At 43.0% G+C, this 15,307-nt stretch carries 19 protein-coding genes; 18 read left to right on the forward strand and 1 reads right to left on the reverse strand.

The features are described 5' to 3' along the window. The first annotated feature begins 580 nt into the window (after window positions 1–580). From PN462_RS07485 to PN462_RS07570, 18 genes are all read left to right on the forward strand, one after another. Window positions 581–997, forward strand: coding sequence for a hypothetical protein (locus PN462_RS07485; RefSeq protein WP_272127432.1), 417 nt, complete (start codon window positions 581–583; stop codon window positions 995–997). A 48-nt stretch (window positions 998–1,045) separates the two neighbouring features. Further along, window positions 1,046–1,498 carry a DUF29 domain-containing protein gene (locus tag PN462_RS07490; protein ID WP_272127433.1) on the forward strand — a complete coding sequence of 151 codons (453 nt, stop codon included), beginning with the start codon at window positions 1,046–1,048 and terminating at the stop codon, window positions 1,496–1,498. 78 nt (window positions 1,499–1,576) lie between these two features. Further along, window positions 1,577–1,687: a DUF29 family protein gene (locus tag PN462_RS07495; protein ID WP_272127434.1), complete on the forward strand. Its 111-nt coding sequence runs from the start codon at window positions 1,577–1,579 to the stop codon at window positions 1,685–1,687. After that, complete coding sequence (locus PN462_RS07500; protein ID WP_272127435.1) at window positions 1,684–2,625, forward strand: Rpn family recombination-promoting nuclease/putative transposase; 942 nt, start codon at window positions 1,684–1,686, stop codon at window positions 2,623–2,625. The genes PN462_RS07495 and PN462_RS07500 overlap by 4 nt, the downstream gene beginning before the upstream one ends. Window positions 2,626–2,684: 59 nt before the next feature. Continuing rightward, window positions 2,685–2,903 (forward strand): DUF4351 domain-containing protein, encoded by a 219-nt coding sequence (locus tag PN462_RS07505; protein ID WP_272127436.1) that lies wholly within the window; start codon window positions 2,685–2,687, stop codon window positions 2,901–2,903. 56 nt (window positions 2,904–2,959) lie between these two features. Continuing rightward, window positions 2,960–3,424: a DUF29 domain-containing protein gene (locus PN462_RS07510; RefSeq protein ID WP_272127437.1), complete on the forward strand. Its 465-nt coding sequence runs from the start codon at window positions 2,960–2,962 to the stop codon at window positions 3,422–3,424. 132 nt (window positions 3,425–3,556) lie between these two features. Beyond that, window positions 3,557–4,018: a DUF29 domain-containing protein gene (locus PN462_RS07515; RefSeq protein ID WP_272127438.1), complete on the forward strand. Its 462-nt coding sequence runs from the start codon at window positions 3,557–3,559 to the stop codon at window positions 4,016–4,018. A 40-nt stretch (window positions 4,019–4,058) separates the two neighbouring features. Next, window positions 4,059–4,538: a DUF29 domain-containing protein gene (locus PN462_RS07520; RefSeq protein ID WP_272127439.1), complete on the forward strand. Its 480-nt coding sequence runs from the start codon at window positions 4,059–4,061 to the stop codon at window positions 4,536–4,538. Window positions 4,539–4,724: 186 nt separating this feature from the next. Further along, the gene (locus PN462_RS07525; RefSeq protein WP_272127440.1) at window positions 4,725–5,576 is read left to right on the forward strand and encodes an Rpn family recombination-promoting nuclease/putative transposase; all 852 of its coding nucleotides are present in this window, start codon (window positions 4,725–4,727) and stop codon (window positions 5,574–5,576) included. Window positions 5,577–5,578: 2 nt separating this feature from the next. Beyond that, window positions 5,579–5,848, forward strand: a complete 270-nt coding sequence (locus tag PN462_RS07530) for a DUF4351 domain-containing protein (RefSeq protein WP_272127442.1) — start codon at window positions 5,579–5,581, stop codon at window positions 5,846–5,848. A 336-nt stretch (window positions 5,849–6,184) separates the two neighbouring features. Beyond that, window positions 6,185–6,532, forward strand: a complete 348-nt coding sequence (locus tag PN462_RS07535) for a nucleotidyltransferase family protein (RefSeq protein ID WP_272127443.1) — start codon at window positions 6,185–6,187, stop codon at window positions 6,530–6,532. A gap of 646 nt (window positions 6,533–7,178) precedes the next feature. Next, window positions 7,179–8,705, forward strand: coding sequence for an ABC transporter ATP-binding protein (locus tag PN462_RS07540; RefSeq protein WP_443029099.1), 1,527 nt, complete (start codon window positions 7,179–7,181; stop codon window positions 8,703–8,705). A 36-nt stretch (window positions 8,706–8,741) separates the two neighbouring features. Continuing rightward, window positions 8,742–9,758, forward strand: a complete 1,017-nt coding sequence (gene pseB, locus PN462_RS07545) for a UDP-N-acetylglucosamine 4,6-dehydratase (inverting) (RefSeq protein WP_272127445.1) — start codon at window positions 8,742–8,744, stop codon at window positions 9,756–9,758. Window positions 9,759–9,830: 72 nt separating this feature from the next. Beyond that, window positions 9,831–11,906 (forward strand): hypothetical protein, encoded by a 2,076-nt coding sequence (locus PN462_RS07550; protein ID WP_272127446.1) that lies wholly within the window; start codon window positions 9,831–9,833, stop codon window positions 11,904–11,906. A 10-nt stretch (window positions 11,907–11,916) separates the two neighbouring features. Next, window positions 11,917–12,849 carry a glycosyltransferase family 2 protein gene (locus PN462_RS07555; protein WP_272127447.1) on the forward strand — a complete coding sequence of 311 codons (933 nt, stop codon included), beginning with the start codon at window positions 11,917–11,919 and terminating at the stop codon, window positions 12,847–12,849. Continuing rightward, window positions 12,846–13,427, forward strand: a complete 582-nt coding sequence (locus PN462_RS07560; RefSeq protein ID WP_272127448.1) for an acyltransferase — start codon at window positions 12,846–12,848, stop codon at window positions 13,425–13,427. The genes PN462_RS07555 and PN462_RS07560 overlap by 4 nt, the downstream gene beginning before the upstream one ends. Beyond that, the gene (locus PN462_RS07565; RefSeq protein WP_272127449.1) at window positions 13,424–13,786 is read left to right on the forward strand and encodes an EamA family transporter; all 363 of its coding nucleotides are present in this window, start codon (window positions 13,424–13,426) and stop codon (window positions 13,784–13,786) included. Before PN462_RS07560 ends, PN462_RS07565 begins: the two co-directional genes overlap by 4 nt. Beyond that, window positions 13,783–14,508, forward strand: a complete 726-nt coding sequence (locus tag PN462_RS07570; RefSeq protein WP_272127450.1) for a class I SAM-dependent methyltransferase — start codon at window positions 13,783–13,785, stop codon at window positions 14,506–14,508. The genes PN462_RS07565 and PN462_RS07570 overlap by 4 nt, the downstream gene beginning before the upstream one ends. On the opposite strand, the gene PN462_RS07575 is transcribed toward PN462_RS07570, so the two are convergent. Next, a complete protein-coding gene (locus PN462_RS07575) occupies window positions 14,466–15,257 on the reverse strand; it encodes an IS5 family transposase (RefSeq protein ID WP_272127451.1) in 792 nt (263 codons plus the stop codon). The genes PN462_RS07570 and PN462_RS07575 overlap by 43 nt on opposite strands. Between the last annotated feature and the right edge of the window lie 50 nt (window positions 15,258–15,307).

A 15,307-nucleotide genomic window follows, 5' to 3' on the forward strand; every position in this document is an offset into this window, starting at 1 on the left:
CTAAAATGCGTAGCTAGTTTTAGGCTCTTTGTCTGGTCATTAAACATCCGTAGAGAGGTAAGGAAGTGTGGCTAGATTAACCAACTTGGGAAACCTTGACGAAGCTAACTTTACCCGATTTTTCGGAGATTTTGATGTTATATGATTTGGAAAAAATCAGTATTTTTGGGTTGGGCTACGGAACTTCTCCCTTTGGTGAACCGTCCCGTGACGGAACTTCTCCCTTTGGTGAACCGTCCCGTGGGCGAGTGGGTTTTGAGGACAGGAGGCTGTTTCCCTTCCTGTTGTCACAGACAAGGAAACCTGTTATCCTAACCATTGCTGTCCCCGTACGCTGCCAAGCGATTGGAGACATTCGCCAGAGGTTAACCCTAGCCATCAGAAAAAATTTTCGGCTTTACTGGCTGAAAGTAAACACAAAAATCTAATGATGGTGTATGGTACGAAATAACCAAATATTCTTTTCTTTTTTAGAAGTGGGCTTCGACGGTCTTCACGATCTCAGTCCCTTCACCGCAGCCTTCTGACCTCAGCTATCAGGCAATTCACTGAACACGAGGTAATGTAAACGGAGGTGGAAGTGCAGAAGAGGTGTGTCCGAAATCGGAAACGGTCTAAACGGAGGGCAATTTATTGCCCGTATCATGGCTGTTATTTAGATAGTGTCAGCAAAAAGTATTCCCTTTATACTGAGTCGGCGGGTCAATTGCGATCGCGCGGCATTAATCGGTTAGCAGCGTTACTGTTAGTGGCGACACGAACGGCAGTGCCTTTAGTGGGGGAATGGTTAGAGGCGTTTTGGTGTCCAGAGTGTGAGGAAACACGCTGGTATCATGTTCATAAAGTGGGCGATCGCGAGTATAAGATTACGCCTGCCCCCCCAGAGTTATGGAAGCAAGCGAGTGGGGTAACTGATCCCCATGGCAACCCGTCCGTGGGAGAATTTACCCGACGGGAGTCCCGGAATAAGGGGAAAAAGCAATTTGGTCGCAACTGAGTCGAAGAGGAGTTGGATGGGGTGTCCTGACGAGGACATGAGAAGACGATGAACCAATCGCTCTATGAAAAAGATTTTTATACTTGGATTCAACAGCAGGCCAATTTATTAAGTCAAAAGCAATTTAATCAGTTGGACTTAGTGCATTTGGTCGAGGAATTGGAGGATTTGGGGAAGCGTCACTACGACCAACTAGAATCTCGTTTAATGCAGTTGATCGCTCATCTCCTCAAATGGCAAGTGCAACACTGGAAACGAACGAACAGTTGGCGAGCCACGATTCGGGTGCAGCGAAAAGCAATTGCTAAACTCCTGCAACGAAATCCGGGACTGCGATCGCGTTTAGAGGAAGCAATGGAGGAAAGTTGGGATCAAGCGCGGGATTTAGCGATTGTCGAGACTGATTTACCCGATGAGCAATTTCCTGAGCAGTGTCCGTTTTCCTTGGAGCAGGTGATGAGTGAGGATTTTTGGCCAGAGCCGGAAAATCGCTCAGAATGATACGACCTTCTCAAAGGTTGGGATGAACCCAAAAAGCAATGAACAGCAATCTAAAAAACGATTATTGATCCGAAAGCGGTGCGGGATGCGAGTCGAGAAACGGGGCTGCCCGAGACGGTGTTTCCTGAGTCTTGTCCCTTTGCGATCGCAGAAATTTTAGAACCCAGTTTTTTACCTGACTTACCATGACTCAACCCGCAGATATTGGGGGCAAGCGTCTCATCAGTCTAGCTCCAGAAAGTTGGGCGCAATGGCTCACCCAAATGCCCGATCTCACCTTCCGAGAAATGATTAACTCTGACTTACAATGGGTGAGTCGAGAAAACGACATTCTCTTAAAAGTCAGCAGTCCTGATACCGGAGAGTTTTTACTCCTCAACGAACTCCAACTGCGCTATAACGGCAAAGTTCCCCGTCGGATGCGAGCTTATATCGCTTTGGTTGAGGAAAAATATCAACTCCCGGTTTACCCCGTCCTCGTGAATATTCTGCCCCATGCCATCAACCCCAGAATTCCAACTCGTTATGAATCCAATTTTCAAGGCATCCAAGCCTATCAGGACTATCGAGTGATTAACCTGTGGGAAGTAGAGGTAGAGACAGTATTTGCACAAAATCTTCGTAGTTTATATCCCTTTGTCCCGGTTTTGAGAGGAGGGGGAGAAGAAACAGTCGTCCGAGAAGCGGTCAGGGAACTGAGAGAAGATGAACAGTTAAGAGACTTAGAGCCGTTGCTCTCCTTTTTTGCCTCCTTTGTGTTAGAACTACCAGTAGTACAAGAGATCATGAGGTGGGATATGGTGGTTTTAAGAGAGTCCCCTTGGTATCAACAGATTTTACAAGAGGGTTTACAAGAAGGTATGCAACAGGGATTGCAACAGGGATTGCAACAGGGATTGCAACAGGGATTGCAACAGGGATTGCAACAGGGATTGCAACAGGGATTGCAACAGGGAGAAGTGCAATTAGTCTTGCGCCAATTAACTCGTCGCCTGGGAGCATTAAACGAGGCTCAACAACAGCACATTCGGCGACTGTCTCTGGAACAACTGGAAGCCTTGGCTGAGGCTTTACTGGATTTCTCGACGGTCGAAGAATTAGAGACTTGGTTAGCGAATCACGCTTAGAAAGAGGAGTCGCGGTATGGGAACGTATTATGGACTTGGCCTAATTCAACAGTTTTCTGTTGAGTGTCCTGTATCAGGATGTTTACGGTGAAGGAAAACAAGAGGAAGCGGTTGCGTTGGTTATACGTCAACTCAGTCGCCGTTTTGGAGAACTGGATATGGGGTTGAGTGAACGAATTCGAGGGTTAACTGTCGCTCAGTTGGAAGATTTGGCGGAGGCGTTGTTGGATTTTACGACGGTGGCGGAGTTGCAGGCTTGGTTACGGGGGGTGGAGTAGCGCGATCGCAGTTTTGAGCAATTCCCGAAATGGGGCGGAATGACAAGGGAGCAACAATGGCCAAGCAATTACAACAGACCAATCAAAAACTCTACGAGACAGATTATAATCTTTGGGTTTTAGATACGGTAAAAAAGCTCAAAGAGAGAGACTTTGCTGCGCTTGATCTAGAAGAGTTGATTGATGAAATTTTAGACTTGAGTCGGCGTAGTAAGAAGAAAGTTAAAAGCTTGTTAAGGAATTTATTTGAGCATTTACTGAAACTGAGTTACTGGGAAAGTGAGGTGGAGAGAAATCAGTTTCATTGGCAAGGGGAAATCCGAAATTTTCGGAAACAAATTCGAGATGAGTTAGAGGATAGTCCTAGTCTGAGAAATTATTTACAGGGCGTTTTCGAGGAATGTTATGAAGATGCCAAAGAAATCGTCAGTGATCGGTCGCAGCTTCCGTTAGATGCTTTTCCTGAAAAGGCGATCGCGTCTTTAGAGCAGGTTTTAGATGAAAACTGGCTTCCTGAGTAGAATGAAAAACTGTTGTAAGCATTCAGGTTGACTAGACGCTTCCTCTACCGTCCTCCTTAAAAAAGGGGAAGCCATACGCGATCGCAGGTTTGAGCAATTCCCGAAATGGGGCGAAATGACAAGCGAGCAAAAATGGCCAAGCAATTACAACAGACCAATCAAAAACTCTACGAGACAGATTATAATCTTTGGGTTTTAGACACGGTAAAAAAGCTCAAGGAACAAGACTTTGCTGCGCTTGATCTAGAAGAGTTGATTGATGAGATTTTAGATTTGAGTCGGCGGGAAAAACGGAAGCTAGAAAGTTTACTAACCCGACTTTTTGAACATCTGCTCAAACTCCAATATTGGAACTCGGAACGAGAAAGAAATCAAGGCCATTGGCAAGGAGAGATTAGAAATTTTCGGATTCAAATCCAGCGAGAATTAAAAGCTAGTCCTAGCTTAAAGCGTCATCTTGTAGATATTTTCCATGACTGTTATCAAGATGCTCGCAAAATTGTGGCAGATAAAACTCAGTTATCTCTTGAGACGTTTCCTGAAACTCCCCTTGCTGAGTTAGAAAAGGTATTAGATGAAAACTGGCTACCTTGAATAGTTATATTTGGAGGTAGGGGATTTGGGAGAGCGAAAAATGAGTAAGACATTACGGGAAGACTTAAAGCAATTATATGAAAAAGATTATCATCTTTGGGTTTTGGAAACCGTTAAATCTCTTAAACAAAGAGAGCTAAATTCTCTGGATTGGGAAAATTTAATTGATGAAGTTTTAGATTTGAGTAAACGAGAGAAGCGGACAATAGAAAGTTTATTGATCCGACTTTTTGAATATTTATTGATTTGCCAATATTGGCAACTCGAAAAAGAAAGGAATCGTGGGCATTGGGAAAGAGAAATCAATAATTTTAGGCTACAAATCCTCAGACAATTAGAAGACAGTCCCAGTTTGAAACCGCATCTTGAACAGCGATCGCAACGCTGTTATCAAGATGGTCGTAAACTAGCTGCCAAGCATTCTCAACTCTCTTTAGAGACATTTCCGGAAAACGCGATCGCTCCCTTAGAAAAGGTGCTAGATGAAAACTGGCTACCCAATGAAGAGTTAGAAGAATAAGACGCAAGAGCGATCGCATCCCAAAAATCAGGATTACCGCTTTCGGCTTTTCCAGAATCTGCGATCGCCCCCTTAGAGACAGTATTAGACGAAACTTGGCTACCTGAGTAGAAGGAAAACCTAAAGGAGAGACGTGCGATCGCGATTGAGTAGTCAGTTGGTGGAAAAAGTCAGCTAAGTCCTCTTGTGAACACAGATAGTCTGTTTTACCGCCTTTTTCAGAACTTTCCCCCTCTGTTATTTGAACTGATAGGAGTCTCAGTTCCTCAGAGTGAAGGCTATCAGTTTAACTCCGTCGAGTTAAAACAAACCGCCTTTCGCTTAGATGGAGTCTTTGCGCCCCCAAAGCAGGCCGAAACATCGCCAATTTTCTTCGTAGAAGTGCAGTTTTCGGGGGAAAGAGAATTCTACAGTCGTTTATTTACAGAGATTTTCTTATATCTCCGTCAGTATAAACCCCGTCACCCTTGGCAAGCGGTGGTGATTTATCCCAGTCGGCAGGTTGATATTGGAGAAACCCAGCATTACCAAGAATTACTAGAGCAACGAACGAGTCGGATTTATTTAGATGAATTAGCTAAGAATCCCGATAGTATTGGGTTGTCCTTGGTGCAGTTAGTGATGGATTCGCAAGAGGAAGCCATTCAGCGAGGGAAGGCATTAGTGTCACAAACAAAACAAGAGATTGAAGAGGGGCTAACGCGAAGACAAATCTTAGATTTAGTTGAGACTATCATAGTGTATAAGATACCCAATTTAAGTCCGGAGGAGATTCAAGAGATGTTGGGATTTACAGAGATAGACATCAAACAAACCCGGTTTTATCAAGAGGTTTACGCTGAGGGAGCGCAAGAAGGACGACAAGAAGGAGAAGTCCAATTAGTCTTACGGTTGTTAAGCCGTCGTTTTGGCCAATTGGGGGCAAGGCAAGAGCAGCAAATTCGGCAACTTTCGCTAGAACAGTTGGAAGCGTTAGCGGAAGCGTTATTGGATTTTTCCAGTCTGGCTGAGTTAGAGGAGTGGTTGGAGCGGCAGTAAAGATGTTGGGATTTACAGAGATAGACATCAAACAAACTCGGTTTTATCAAGAGGTTTACGCTGAGGGAGCGCAAGAGGGACGACAAGAAGGGCGACAAGAAGGAGAAGTTCAATTAGTCTTACGCTTGTTAAGCCGTCGTTTTGGCGAGTTGGGGGCAAGGCAAGAGCAGCAAATTCGGCAACTTTCGCTAGAACAGTTGGAAGCGTTAGCGGAAGCGTTATTGGATTTTTCCAGTCTGGCTGAGTTAGAGGAGTGGTTGGAGCAACAGTAAAAGCGATGGCTGTCAATATTGTTCTAGACAATTAGCAGACAATCCCAGTTTCTTGAACAGCGATTTAATGCTGTTATCCAGAGGGTCACAAACTGGCTTCCAAGTATTCTCAACTCCGTCTTTATATACTTCCGGAATGTGCGATCGCACCACTAGAGTAAGTGTTAGACGAAAGTTGGTTTCCTGAGTAGAGTGGTTAATGAGGATTGCGTTTCCCGGTCTGATCTCATCTAAGGCTCTATCGAATCTATTAAATTAACCCGTTTAAACGGGTTTTAGCTCTGAGCCTTGGGTTTGAACCCAAGGCTCACTTATGAACGGATGAACGGAAACCCTATGAACAGTTATCGTGCCACGGCTCAACAGCGAAAGCAGCAAGAAATTGCTCAGACTGACCAACGTTGGCGACAGGCCCAGCAAGTCGCCCAGCAAGGGGCTGCTTGGTTAAGAGAACAGTATCATGTGCAAGAAGTAATTTTATTTGGTTCAGCCGTAGTGCGCGATCGCTTTCACCTCACTTCAGATATTGATCTGGCCGTCAGTGATTTACCCTCAGAAGTGTTTTTTACGGCGGTTGCTCAGTTACAAGATTTATCTCCAGCGTTTAAAGTGGATTTAGTCCGGTTAGACCACTGTCAAGCGTCCTTGCGGCAGGTGATTTTGACCGAAGGGAAACCTCTATGAATGGTCGCTATTTAATCCTTGCTGGGCGAATTCGTCGAGAGATTTGAGCAATCTTATCAAGATGCGAGAGCGATCGCGTCCTAGAAATTAGGATTGCCGCTTTCTACTTTTCCAGAACGTGCGATCGCATCGCTAGATATTGTGTTAGACGAAAATTGGTTTCCTGAGTAGAGTGTAATAAGGATTGCGTTTCCCGGTCTGATCTCATCTAAGGCTCTATCGAATGTATTAAATTAACCCGTTAAAACGGGTTTTAGCTCTGAGCCTTGGGTTCAAACCCAAGGCTCACTATCATTTTTACATAACCAGTTCAGTAGAACCGCATAATTTCGCTTCATCGTTGATTATAATATTAAAAACTTGTGAGGTTTTCTCCTAACTTATGCGCGATATTCTGAAAAATTTATCTTATTTACTTGAGCGTCGTGAGAAGTTACAAGTTGTTGGCTTATTTGTCCTTTTATTGATTGGTAGTCTCTTAGAAATGTTCGGAATAGGCTTTGTCCTCCCCTTCATTTCTTTGATTAGTCAACCTGACCTTTTAACAGAACAACCAATCCTTAATTTTCTGTATACCACGTTGGGTTCACCTGCCCCGACTAACTTTTTAATTATTATTTGTTTCATTTATCTAGCTATTTATCTTGTGAAAAACTTGTACGTTGCAGTAATGTATTATCTGCAATATAAGTTTATTTTTAACAAGCAAAAAAAGTTAGCAGACAAGTTACTTGATGGATATTTAGGGGCTTCCTATACTTTCCATCTTCAACGTAATACTGCTGTTTTAATTCGCAATCTTATCCAAGAGATAAATCAGCTTTTGATGCAAGTGCTAATCCCGTTAGTTCTGTTAGTGACCGAATTAACAGTTCTTACAGGGTTGGTGATTTTGCTGGTAACATTAAAACCCATTGCCTCTCTAGTCGCTGCTACGGCACTAACTCTAGCTGCATTCAGTTTTTACCACTTTTTTCAGCAAAAACTCTATCAAGCTGGACAAGCTCGACAATATAGCTCAGGGCAAGTGATTCAGCAAATTAGTCAAGGGTTAGGAGGGATTAAGGAAACGAAGACGCTCGGTAGAGAGCAATTTTTTCTAGAACGCCATAGTATTTATCGTGCTGAATTGGTCAAGTCGCAACAATTTTTACAGACAATTCAGCAACTGCCAAGGCTATATTTTGAAACTTTGGCGGTGGTTGGTTTATTAGTGGTTGCGATTGTTGCTGCTTTACAGGACACCTCTGGAGAGATTTTACAGACGATTTCTTTGTTTGCTGCTGCGGCGTTTCGATTAATGCCTTCTATCAATCGGGTTGTGAGTAGTCTGAACAAGATGCGTTTTGGGGGTCATGCTTTGGATGTCTTAGCTTATGAGTTTAGGGTTTTGGAGGAAGAGAAAAGTTTACTCACTGTTGAAGACGGTGTAATTCCTAGCCTTGAGAAGCGATTGAGTTTGGAGAAAGTGTGTTATCACTACCCTAATGCTGAGGAAGTGGTGCTGAGAGAGGTTTCTCTCGAAATCCCCAAAGGAACTTCAGTGGGGTTTGTGGGAAGTTCTGGGGCGGGGAAGACGACGCTAGTGGATATTATTTTGGGTTTATTAACTCCCACTACCGGACGAGTGTCAGTGGATGGGATGGATATTCAACAAGGGGTGAGAGGGTGGCAACGGCAAATTGGTTATATTCCTCAAAGTATTTATCTCTGTGATGATACGTTGCGGGGGAATATTGCGTTTGGGATTCCAGAGACGGAGATTGTTGAGGAACAAGTTTGGGCGGCGGTTCGCTCCGCTCAACTGTTGGAGTTGGTGGAACGGTTGCCGGAGGGTTTGGATACGGTGGTGGGAGAACGGGGGGTGAGGCTGTCTGGGGGGCAGCGTCAGCGTGTGGGGATTGCGCGGGCGTTGTATCATAATCCCCAGGTGTTGGTGATGGATGAGGCGACGGCTGCGTTGGATAATGAGACGGAGGCAGGGGTGATGGAGGCGGTGGAGCAGTTGAGTGGGGAAAAAACGTTGATTATGATTGCTCATCGGTTGACGACGGTGAAGAATTGCGATCGCCTTTATTTTATGGAGCGAGGTAAGATAGTGGATCAGGGGACGTATGAGGAGTTGCGCGATCGCAATGAAGCCTTTCAACGTATGGCTAAGGTCATCACTTAAAGCGTAATTTTATCAGTGAGGTTGACTGTATAATTCATGGTGATTAGTGAAGAGAGTTCTCTTTTAATTACAGGGGGAACGGGGTCTTTTGGGAAACAGTTTGTCGCTACTGTTTTAGAGCGTTTTCCAAAAATTAAACGGTTGGTGATTTATTCACGGGATGAATTAAAACAGTTTGAGATGTCTCAACTGTTCTCTGCTCAGGACTATCCGGGGTTACGTTATTTTATTGGGGATGTGCGGGACTCAGATCGCCTCCGACGGGCTTGTGAAAGAGTGGATATTGTGGTTCATGCGGCTGCGCTCAAGCAAGTGCCTACTGCCGAATATAACCCGATGGAATGTATCCGAACCAATGTATTAGGTGCAGAGAATGTTATTCAAGCGGCTTTAGATATGCAGGTGAAACGAGTGGTAGCTCTCTCGACGGATAAGGCGGCAGCTCCGGTTAATCTTTATGGGGCAACTAAGTTATGTTCCGATAAGCTGTTTATTGCCGCCAATAATATTCGAGGGGGGAGAGATATTCAGTTTAGTGTGGTTCGCTATGGGAATGTGATGGGGTCACGGGGTTCAGTGATCCCGTTTTTTTTAAAGAAACGGGAGGAGGGTATTTTACCGATCACCGATCCCAGGATGACTCGTTTTAATATTACTTTGGAGGAAGGCGTTCAGCTTGTGCTGTGGGCATTGAATCATGCTTGGGGAGGGGAAATTTTTGTTCCTCGTATTCCCTCCTATCGTATTACTGATGTGGCCGAAGCAATCGCCCCCCATTGCGAACATCGTCTAGTGGGAATTCGTCCGGGTGAGAAGATTCATGAAGAAATGATCACCAGTTCCGATTCTTTTACGACGGTGGATTGTGGGGACTATTATGCCATTCTGCCAGCAAGTAGTCAGTACTGTCTGGAGGAGTATTGTGAAGCGCGAGGGGCGAGTCCGGTTAAACCAGGGATGAGTTATAACTCCGGTGACAATGATCGGTTTTTGACGGTGGAGGAGTTACGCCAACTGATTCGAGACCATGTAGATGCTACTTTCTCCCTATGACTTCCTTTATTCCCTACGGTAAGCAAGATATTTCTGAAGCCGATATTGCGGCGGTGGTTGAGGTTCTCAAGAATGAAGAGTGAAGGCAAACAATCTAACTACGCAAGTGTTATTACTAAAATTGCTTTGTTGTTTACAACTTACACGGTTGTTGTTGCATTGCTATTTTTGTATTTTCGTCAGGAAGACGCTGAAGTTTTTAGACAAGTTACTGGAGTTATTATCTACCCCTTAACGCTTTTTGGGTTGGTAGCCTTAAGTAGTCATTATTGGCAAAATCGCTGGGTGCTTCCGCTCTGTGTACTAGCATTCATGTCGTTACCTTTTGCTATTGCTCCCCTAGGGGTTTGGTCACTTCCACCTGTAGCTATTGCAGGAATTGGAGCAATAGCTTACTCTTGCTGGCGGATGAAAATTTTTAAATCAATTTGTGAATTAATCGGGATATTCTTTGCGGGTATAGCTCTAGCAGGCTTCTATTTTCTGGTTGTCAATGGGATGAACTATGCCCACCTATTTTCAGATATTGCTGCTTACGCAAATATACTACATAGAGACACTCTTTTTCATTCGGCAATTATTAATATGATTGCCCGTTTTGGTATCCCTTCAACGGGATTAGATGGAGTTGTCCCCTTAACTTACCATGTGCTAATCCACCGATGGGTTGCGGCGAATTCATTAATGTTAGGGGGTGATACCCCAATATTATTGGCGATAACGCAGCAAGTCGCCTTACTTCCAGTATTGTTCTTTGTCATTATATTGACTGTTTATAATCTTTCTGATGGACATGCTTCTGTTTTAAACATCACTATGTTTGCCTTTGGGTTTATCTGGCTGGGGAGTGCAGGGTTTTCCAGTTACTTAGCTAGTGAATCTTATGCTTTTTCACTACCAATATTTATAGCTATGGTGCCTATAGGTATAACTTGGTTAGAGTTTTCTTTATCTCAAAGAATCACGAGAGTCATTAAACCCTGGGAATGGGCAATTATTATCCCCGCAATCGCGGCTTGTTGGCTAGCAAAAATGTCAACAGGTTTAATGTTGGTCATTTATTTATGCGCCTGTATTTTTATTCCTAAAGTTTTGAAATACCCAAAACGTTATCTATTTAAACTTATCCCAATAATGCTGCTGGGGGGTCTATCGCTTTACATCTTTAAACAAAATACTTTAAGTTTCCCCTTCCCTTTTCATTTTTTTTATTATCCAACTTTTTACAGACAAAGTTTTTTAGCACAAGTTCGTGTATTCTTTTGGTTGGTATTAGCTATTTGGTTAACAAGTAATTCGAAAAATAAATTATTTCAACATTCTCTAGTGTATGTATTGATTTTTACATTTGTATCTTCACAGGTTCCAGGTCTTTTGTTTGCACTTCTAAGTGGTGCTGCATATTTTATTATGCCTGTATTGGTGATGATCGCAGTAATTTGTGCAGCTCATGTTCTTGATCTTTTTTACACCCCTCAATTCCAATCAATAGTGGTCACTATTGATTGGAAAAAGCGAAAGCAACAAAAAATAAATTTACTTGAAAATCAATGGAAATATATAAAGCGTACAATTATTTACATCGTGTTAATAGCAATACTCATTACCAATCTAAGATCAGGATATTTATCCTTAATACGTAATTCTTATGGACTTTTCTCAAGAATAGATAACTTTTATGTCCATCGAACAATTGACTCAAGAGTAATAGGAATTAGAGAGGGAACCAAAAACTTAATGAGTCCAAAAATTTATGATAAGAAAACAGTCATAAACCGAACTGAGTTGGGGAAGATCAAACAGTTAGTGCTTAACCTTGAGTTAAATTCTACTAATCAAAATACAGTATTGTATATTGCACCTAGTTATGAAGCTTTTTGGCAACCAGACGAGAATACTGGGTCTGTTTGCTGGGCTCAGCCCTTTGCAATTTCTGCTATGACTGGATTGCCATTGTTAAATGGGGTTCGTAGTGGATTAGAAAATTGTACACCTACTTCCTATTATGGTATGGTGAACTATGGCAGTGAATCGCTAAACCAAGAATTATCCCAGCAAGAACTATGCACTAAAGCTAAGAAACTTGGATTTAGCCAAGTTTACAAAATATCTGAAAGTAGGCAGGAGTTGTATCGTTGCCAATCTTAATTGAATAATTATGCCTCATATTTCTGTTGTCATTCCCGTTTATAAAGCTGAGAACTGCTTACAAGTTCTTTGCAAACGTCTAGAAAGTTCTTTAGAGCTGATTAGCCAAGATTTTGAAATTATTTTGGTTGAGGACTGTAGTGGTGATCGCTCTTGGGATATTATTGTTAAATTAGCCAAGGCTGACCCAAGAGTTAAAGGAATTCAATTTAGTCGGAATTTTGGTCAACATTATGGGATAACTGCAGGGCTAGATCATTGTGATGGAGATTGGGTTGTGGTCATGGATTGCGACCTACAAGACTCACCCGAAGAAATTCCTCAACTCTATGCGAAAGCCCAAGAAGGTTATGATATTGTATTAGCCCGAAGAGGTAAACGAAAAGATACTTTACGCAAGCGTCTTACTTCGTGGCTCTTTTATAAGATATTTAACTATTTAGCCGGTTTACAATATGATGCTCAAGTAGGAAATTTTCGCATCATGTCTCGTGCTGTTGTGGAAAATTTTTGTCTAATGCGCGAACAACTTAGATTTTTTGGGGGATTAGTAGATTGGATGGGATTTCCTACAGCTAGTATCGATGTTGGTCATGCAAAGCGTTTTGAAGGAAAAAGTGCTTACACTTTTACCAAACTGTGGAAACTAGCAACTGATACAATCATTGCTTACTCAGATAAACCCCTACGCTTATCTATTAAGTTGGGATTTTTGATTTCTACTTTTTCATTTATTTATGGTGTTTATATTGCTGTTAGAGCTTTGTTATATGGCTCTTCTGTAACTGGCTGGAGTAGTTTGATTATATCATTGTATTTTTTAGGTGGAATTATTATTTTTATTTTGGGCATTATTGGTGTTTATTTGGGTAGACTCTTTGATGAAACAAAGAAAAGACCATTGTATTTAGTAAGGAACAAAACATTTACAAGAAAACTATGACATTTTTAACCAAGGCAGAGCTATCCAAAATACCTTTTAAATTTTTGGGTGAGAATGTAAGAATCAGCAATAACTGTTCAATATACAATCCTGAATTAACAGAAATTCACGACAACTCTAGAATAGATGACTTTTGTGTTATATCTGGAAAAGTTTTCATTGGTAAATATGTTCATATTGCAGTTTTTTGCAATGTTGCTGGTGGATCAGAAGGGATAATTTTTCATGACTTCTCTGGTTTGGCCTATGGATGTCATGTTTTTACACAGAGTGATGATTACAGTGGTCAAACTCTTACAAATCCAACAGTTCCTAGTAAATATAAGTCAGAGATCAAAAAAAGTGTCACTTTGGGAAAGCACTGCATTGTTGGGACTGGAAGCTTGATATTTCCAGGGGCGAATTTAGGGGAAGGGACAGCAATAGGAGCAGCATCTGTCATAAGAAAATCAACAGAAGAATGGTCAATTTATCTAGGTAATCCCGCAAAAAAAGTTAAGGCACGTTCCCGAAATCTTCTGAAGCTAGAAGCGCAACTTATCCAAGAAAATGCCAGTGTACAAGTAAATGAAGAATGAGTTATCTTTATATTTTCTTCACAATACTATTTACGGTCTACGGACAAATTGTAATCAAATGGCAAGTCCAACTCGCGGGAGCATTTCCTCAAGAGAATATAGGAAAACTGCAATATCTAACCAAACTTTTGCTCAATCCTTGGGTAATCAGTGGCTTTGTTAGTGCATTTCTTGCTGCCCTTAGTTGGATGGCTGCTATGACAAAATTTGATCTCAGCTATGCCTACCCATTTATGAGTTTAGCTTTTGTTTTAGTGATGTTTTTTAGTGCTATCTTCTTTGAAGAATCCATTACGCTCCCTAAATCTATCGGACTAGCCTTGATTGTTTTAGGTATTATTATTGGTAGCAAAAGATGAAAATTTGTCCTCAATGTCACCACCATTTTAACCAACCGAACTGGCATTGTCCTGCCTGTGGTTATACACCTCCATCCCTGGAGGGACATCTGAGCTTTGCTCCGCAACTTGCTGCTGCTAGTAAAGGATTTGATGCCTTAGCATTCCCAATACTTGCCAAGCTAGAGGCAAAGAATTTCTGGTTTCGATCCCGAAATCATCTTATAATTTATGCTATAAAACGCTACTTTCCTAGAGCTAAAAATTTTTTGGAAATTGGTTGTGGAACAGGTTTTGTTTTACAAGGAATAGAAAAAAACTTTCCTCACCTGAGTTGCTCAGGCAGCGAAATTTTTTCTAGTGGATTAGAGCTTGCTAGCCAACGCCTATCTAAAACAACTTTATTTCAAATGGATGCCCGGCAAATACCTTTTATTGAGGAATTTGATATTATTGGTGCTTTTGACGTTCTCGAGCATATAGAGCAAGACTGGGATGTTTTAAGGCAGGTATATCAAGCCCTCCAAATGGGGGGAGGAATTATCCTTACTGTTCCTCAACATCCTTGGCTGTGGAGTCCAGTCGATGATTATGCTCACCATTTCCGTCGCTATCGTGCCAAGGAGCTTCAAACGAAAGTGGATAATGCAGGGTTTAGAATCATGAGAGGCTGTTTGAAAAGGGTAAGGGTTGTAGCAAATTATGCCAGCCGCCTGACCATGATACGGATCATAGCGATGTAGATCAGCGCCTCAGAATTATCCGGCCGATACTCATAATCTTGAGAGAGACGGCGATACCAGTTCCACCAGCCAAAAGTGCGCTCAACCACCCAGCGCTTCTTGAGCAGGACGAAACCTTTGGTCTCCTGCGGGCGGAGCACCGCATGAACAATCCAACCCAGAGTATCCATGACCCAACTCAGGAAGGGGTGACCGTCATAGCCGCCATCCACCCAAACCAGATAAAGGCGGCGAACCTGGTCGCGCATCTGATGTAATTTCGCCAGAACCCGTTTGCCGCCCTCGCGTTCTTGGACGCTCGCCGCCGTCACTAAGACACACATCACCAGACCGAGGGTATCGACGACGGTATGGCGCTTACGGCCTTTGGTCGCTTTATGAGCGTCGTAGCCAACCTCCTCATGCACCATCGTGCTGGTTGGCACACTTTGGGAATCGAGAATCACTTCGGACGGGCTAGCGGCTCGCCCCGCCATCACGCGATTCCAGTCCCGTAGACGGTCGTGTATGGCTTGCCAAGTCCCATCCTCACGCCAATTGCGGAAGTAGGTATAGACGGTTTGCCAAGCCGGAAAGTCACTCGGTAAGTCCCGCCATTTACAGCCCTGCACCACCAGATAGAAGATGCCGTTAAGCACAGCGTGCAGACAGACACTCCGGGGGCGACCGCCTGGTTTCGCCGCTGGCAAGAGTGGTTCAATCAGTTCGAACTCTTCGCGCCTTAGATTGCTGGTGTACTCTTTGCTCATGGCTCTCACGGGGCTGGTTGTTTCACTCTCAGCGTATCCCGTGTGAGCTT

Origin of the sequence: Spirulina sp. CS-785/01, assembly GCF_028330525.1 — a bacterium.
Taxonomy (GTDB): Bacteria; Cyanobacteriota; Cyanobacteriia; order Cyanobacteriales; family Spirulinaceae; genus JAQMSD01.

Bases quoted from the DNA above. Each gene is read 5' to 3' on its own strand.
- PN462_RS07490 (WP_272127433.1), top strand. From the start codon at position 1,046: ATGAACCAATCGCTCTATGAAAAAGATTTTTATACTTGGATTCAACAG.
- PN462_RS07515 (WP_272127438.1), top strand. From the start codon at position 3,557: ATGGCCAAGCAATTACAACAGACCAATCAAAAACTCTACGAGACAGAT.
- pseB (WP_272127445.1), top strand. From the start codon at position 8,742: ATGGTGATTAGTGAAGAGAGTTCTCTTTTAATTACAGGGGGAACGGGG.
- PN462_RS07510 (WP_272127437.1), top strand. From the start codon at position 2,960: ATGGCCAAGCAATTACAACAGACCAATCAAAAACTCTACGAGACAGAT.
- PN462_RS07565 (WP_272127449.1), top strand. From the start codon at position 13,424: ATGAGTTATCTTTATATTTTCTTCACAATACTATTTACGGTCTACGGA.
- PN462_RS07555 (WP_272127447.1), top strand. From the start codon at position 11,917: ATGCCTCATATTTCTGTTGTCATTCCCGTTTATAAAGCTGAGAACTGC.
- PN462_RS07530 (WP_272127442.1), top strand. From the start codon at position 5,579: ATGTTGGGATTTACAGAGATAGACATCAAACAAACTCGGTTTTATCAA.
- PN462_RS07535 (WP_272127443.1), top strand. From the start codon at position 6,185: ATGAACAGTTATCGTGCCACGGCTCAACAGCGAAAGCAGCAAGAAATT.
- PN462_RS07500 (WP_272127435.1), top strand. From the start codon at position 1,684: ATGACTCAACCCGCAGATATTGGGGGCAAGCGTCTCATCAGTCTAGCT.
- PN462_RS07550 (WP_272127446.1), top strand. From the start codon at position 9,831: ATGAAGAGTGAAGGCAAACAATCTAACTACGCAAGTGTTATTACTAAA.
- PN462_RS07520 (WP_272127439.1), top strand. From the start codon at position 4,059: ATGAGTAAGACATTACGGGAAGACTTAAAGCAATTATATGAAAAAGAT.
- PN462_RS07575 (WP_272127451.1), bottom strand. From the start codon at position 15,257: ATGAGCAAAGAGTACACCAGCAATCTAAGGCGCGAAGAGTTCGAACTG.
- PN462_RS07570 (WP_272127450.1), top strand. From the start codon at position 13,783: ATGAAAATTTGTCCTCAATGTCACCACCATTTTAACCAACCGAACTGG.
- PN462_RS07560 (WP_272127448.1), top strand. From the start codon at position 12,846: ATGACATTTTTAACCAAGGCAGAGCTATCCAAAATACCTTTTAAATTT.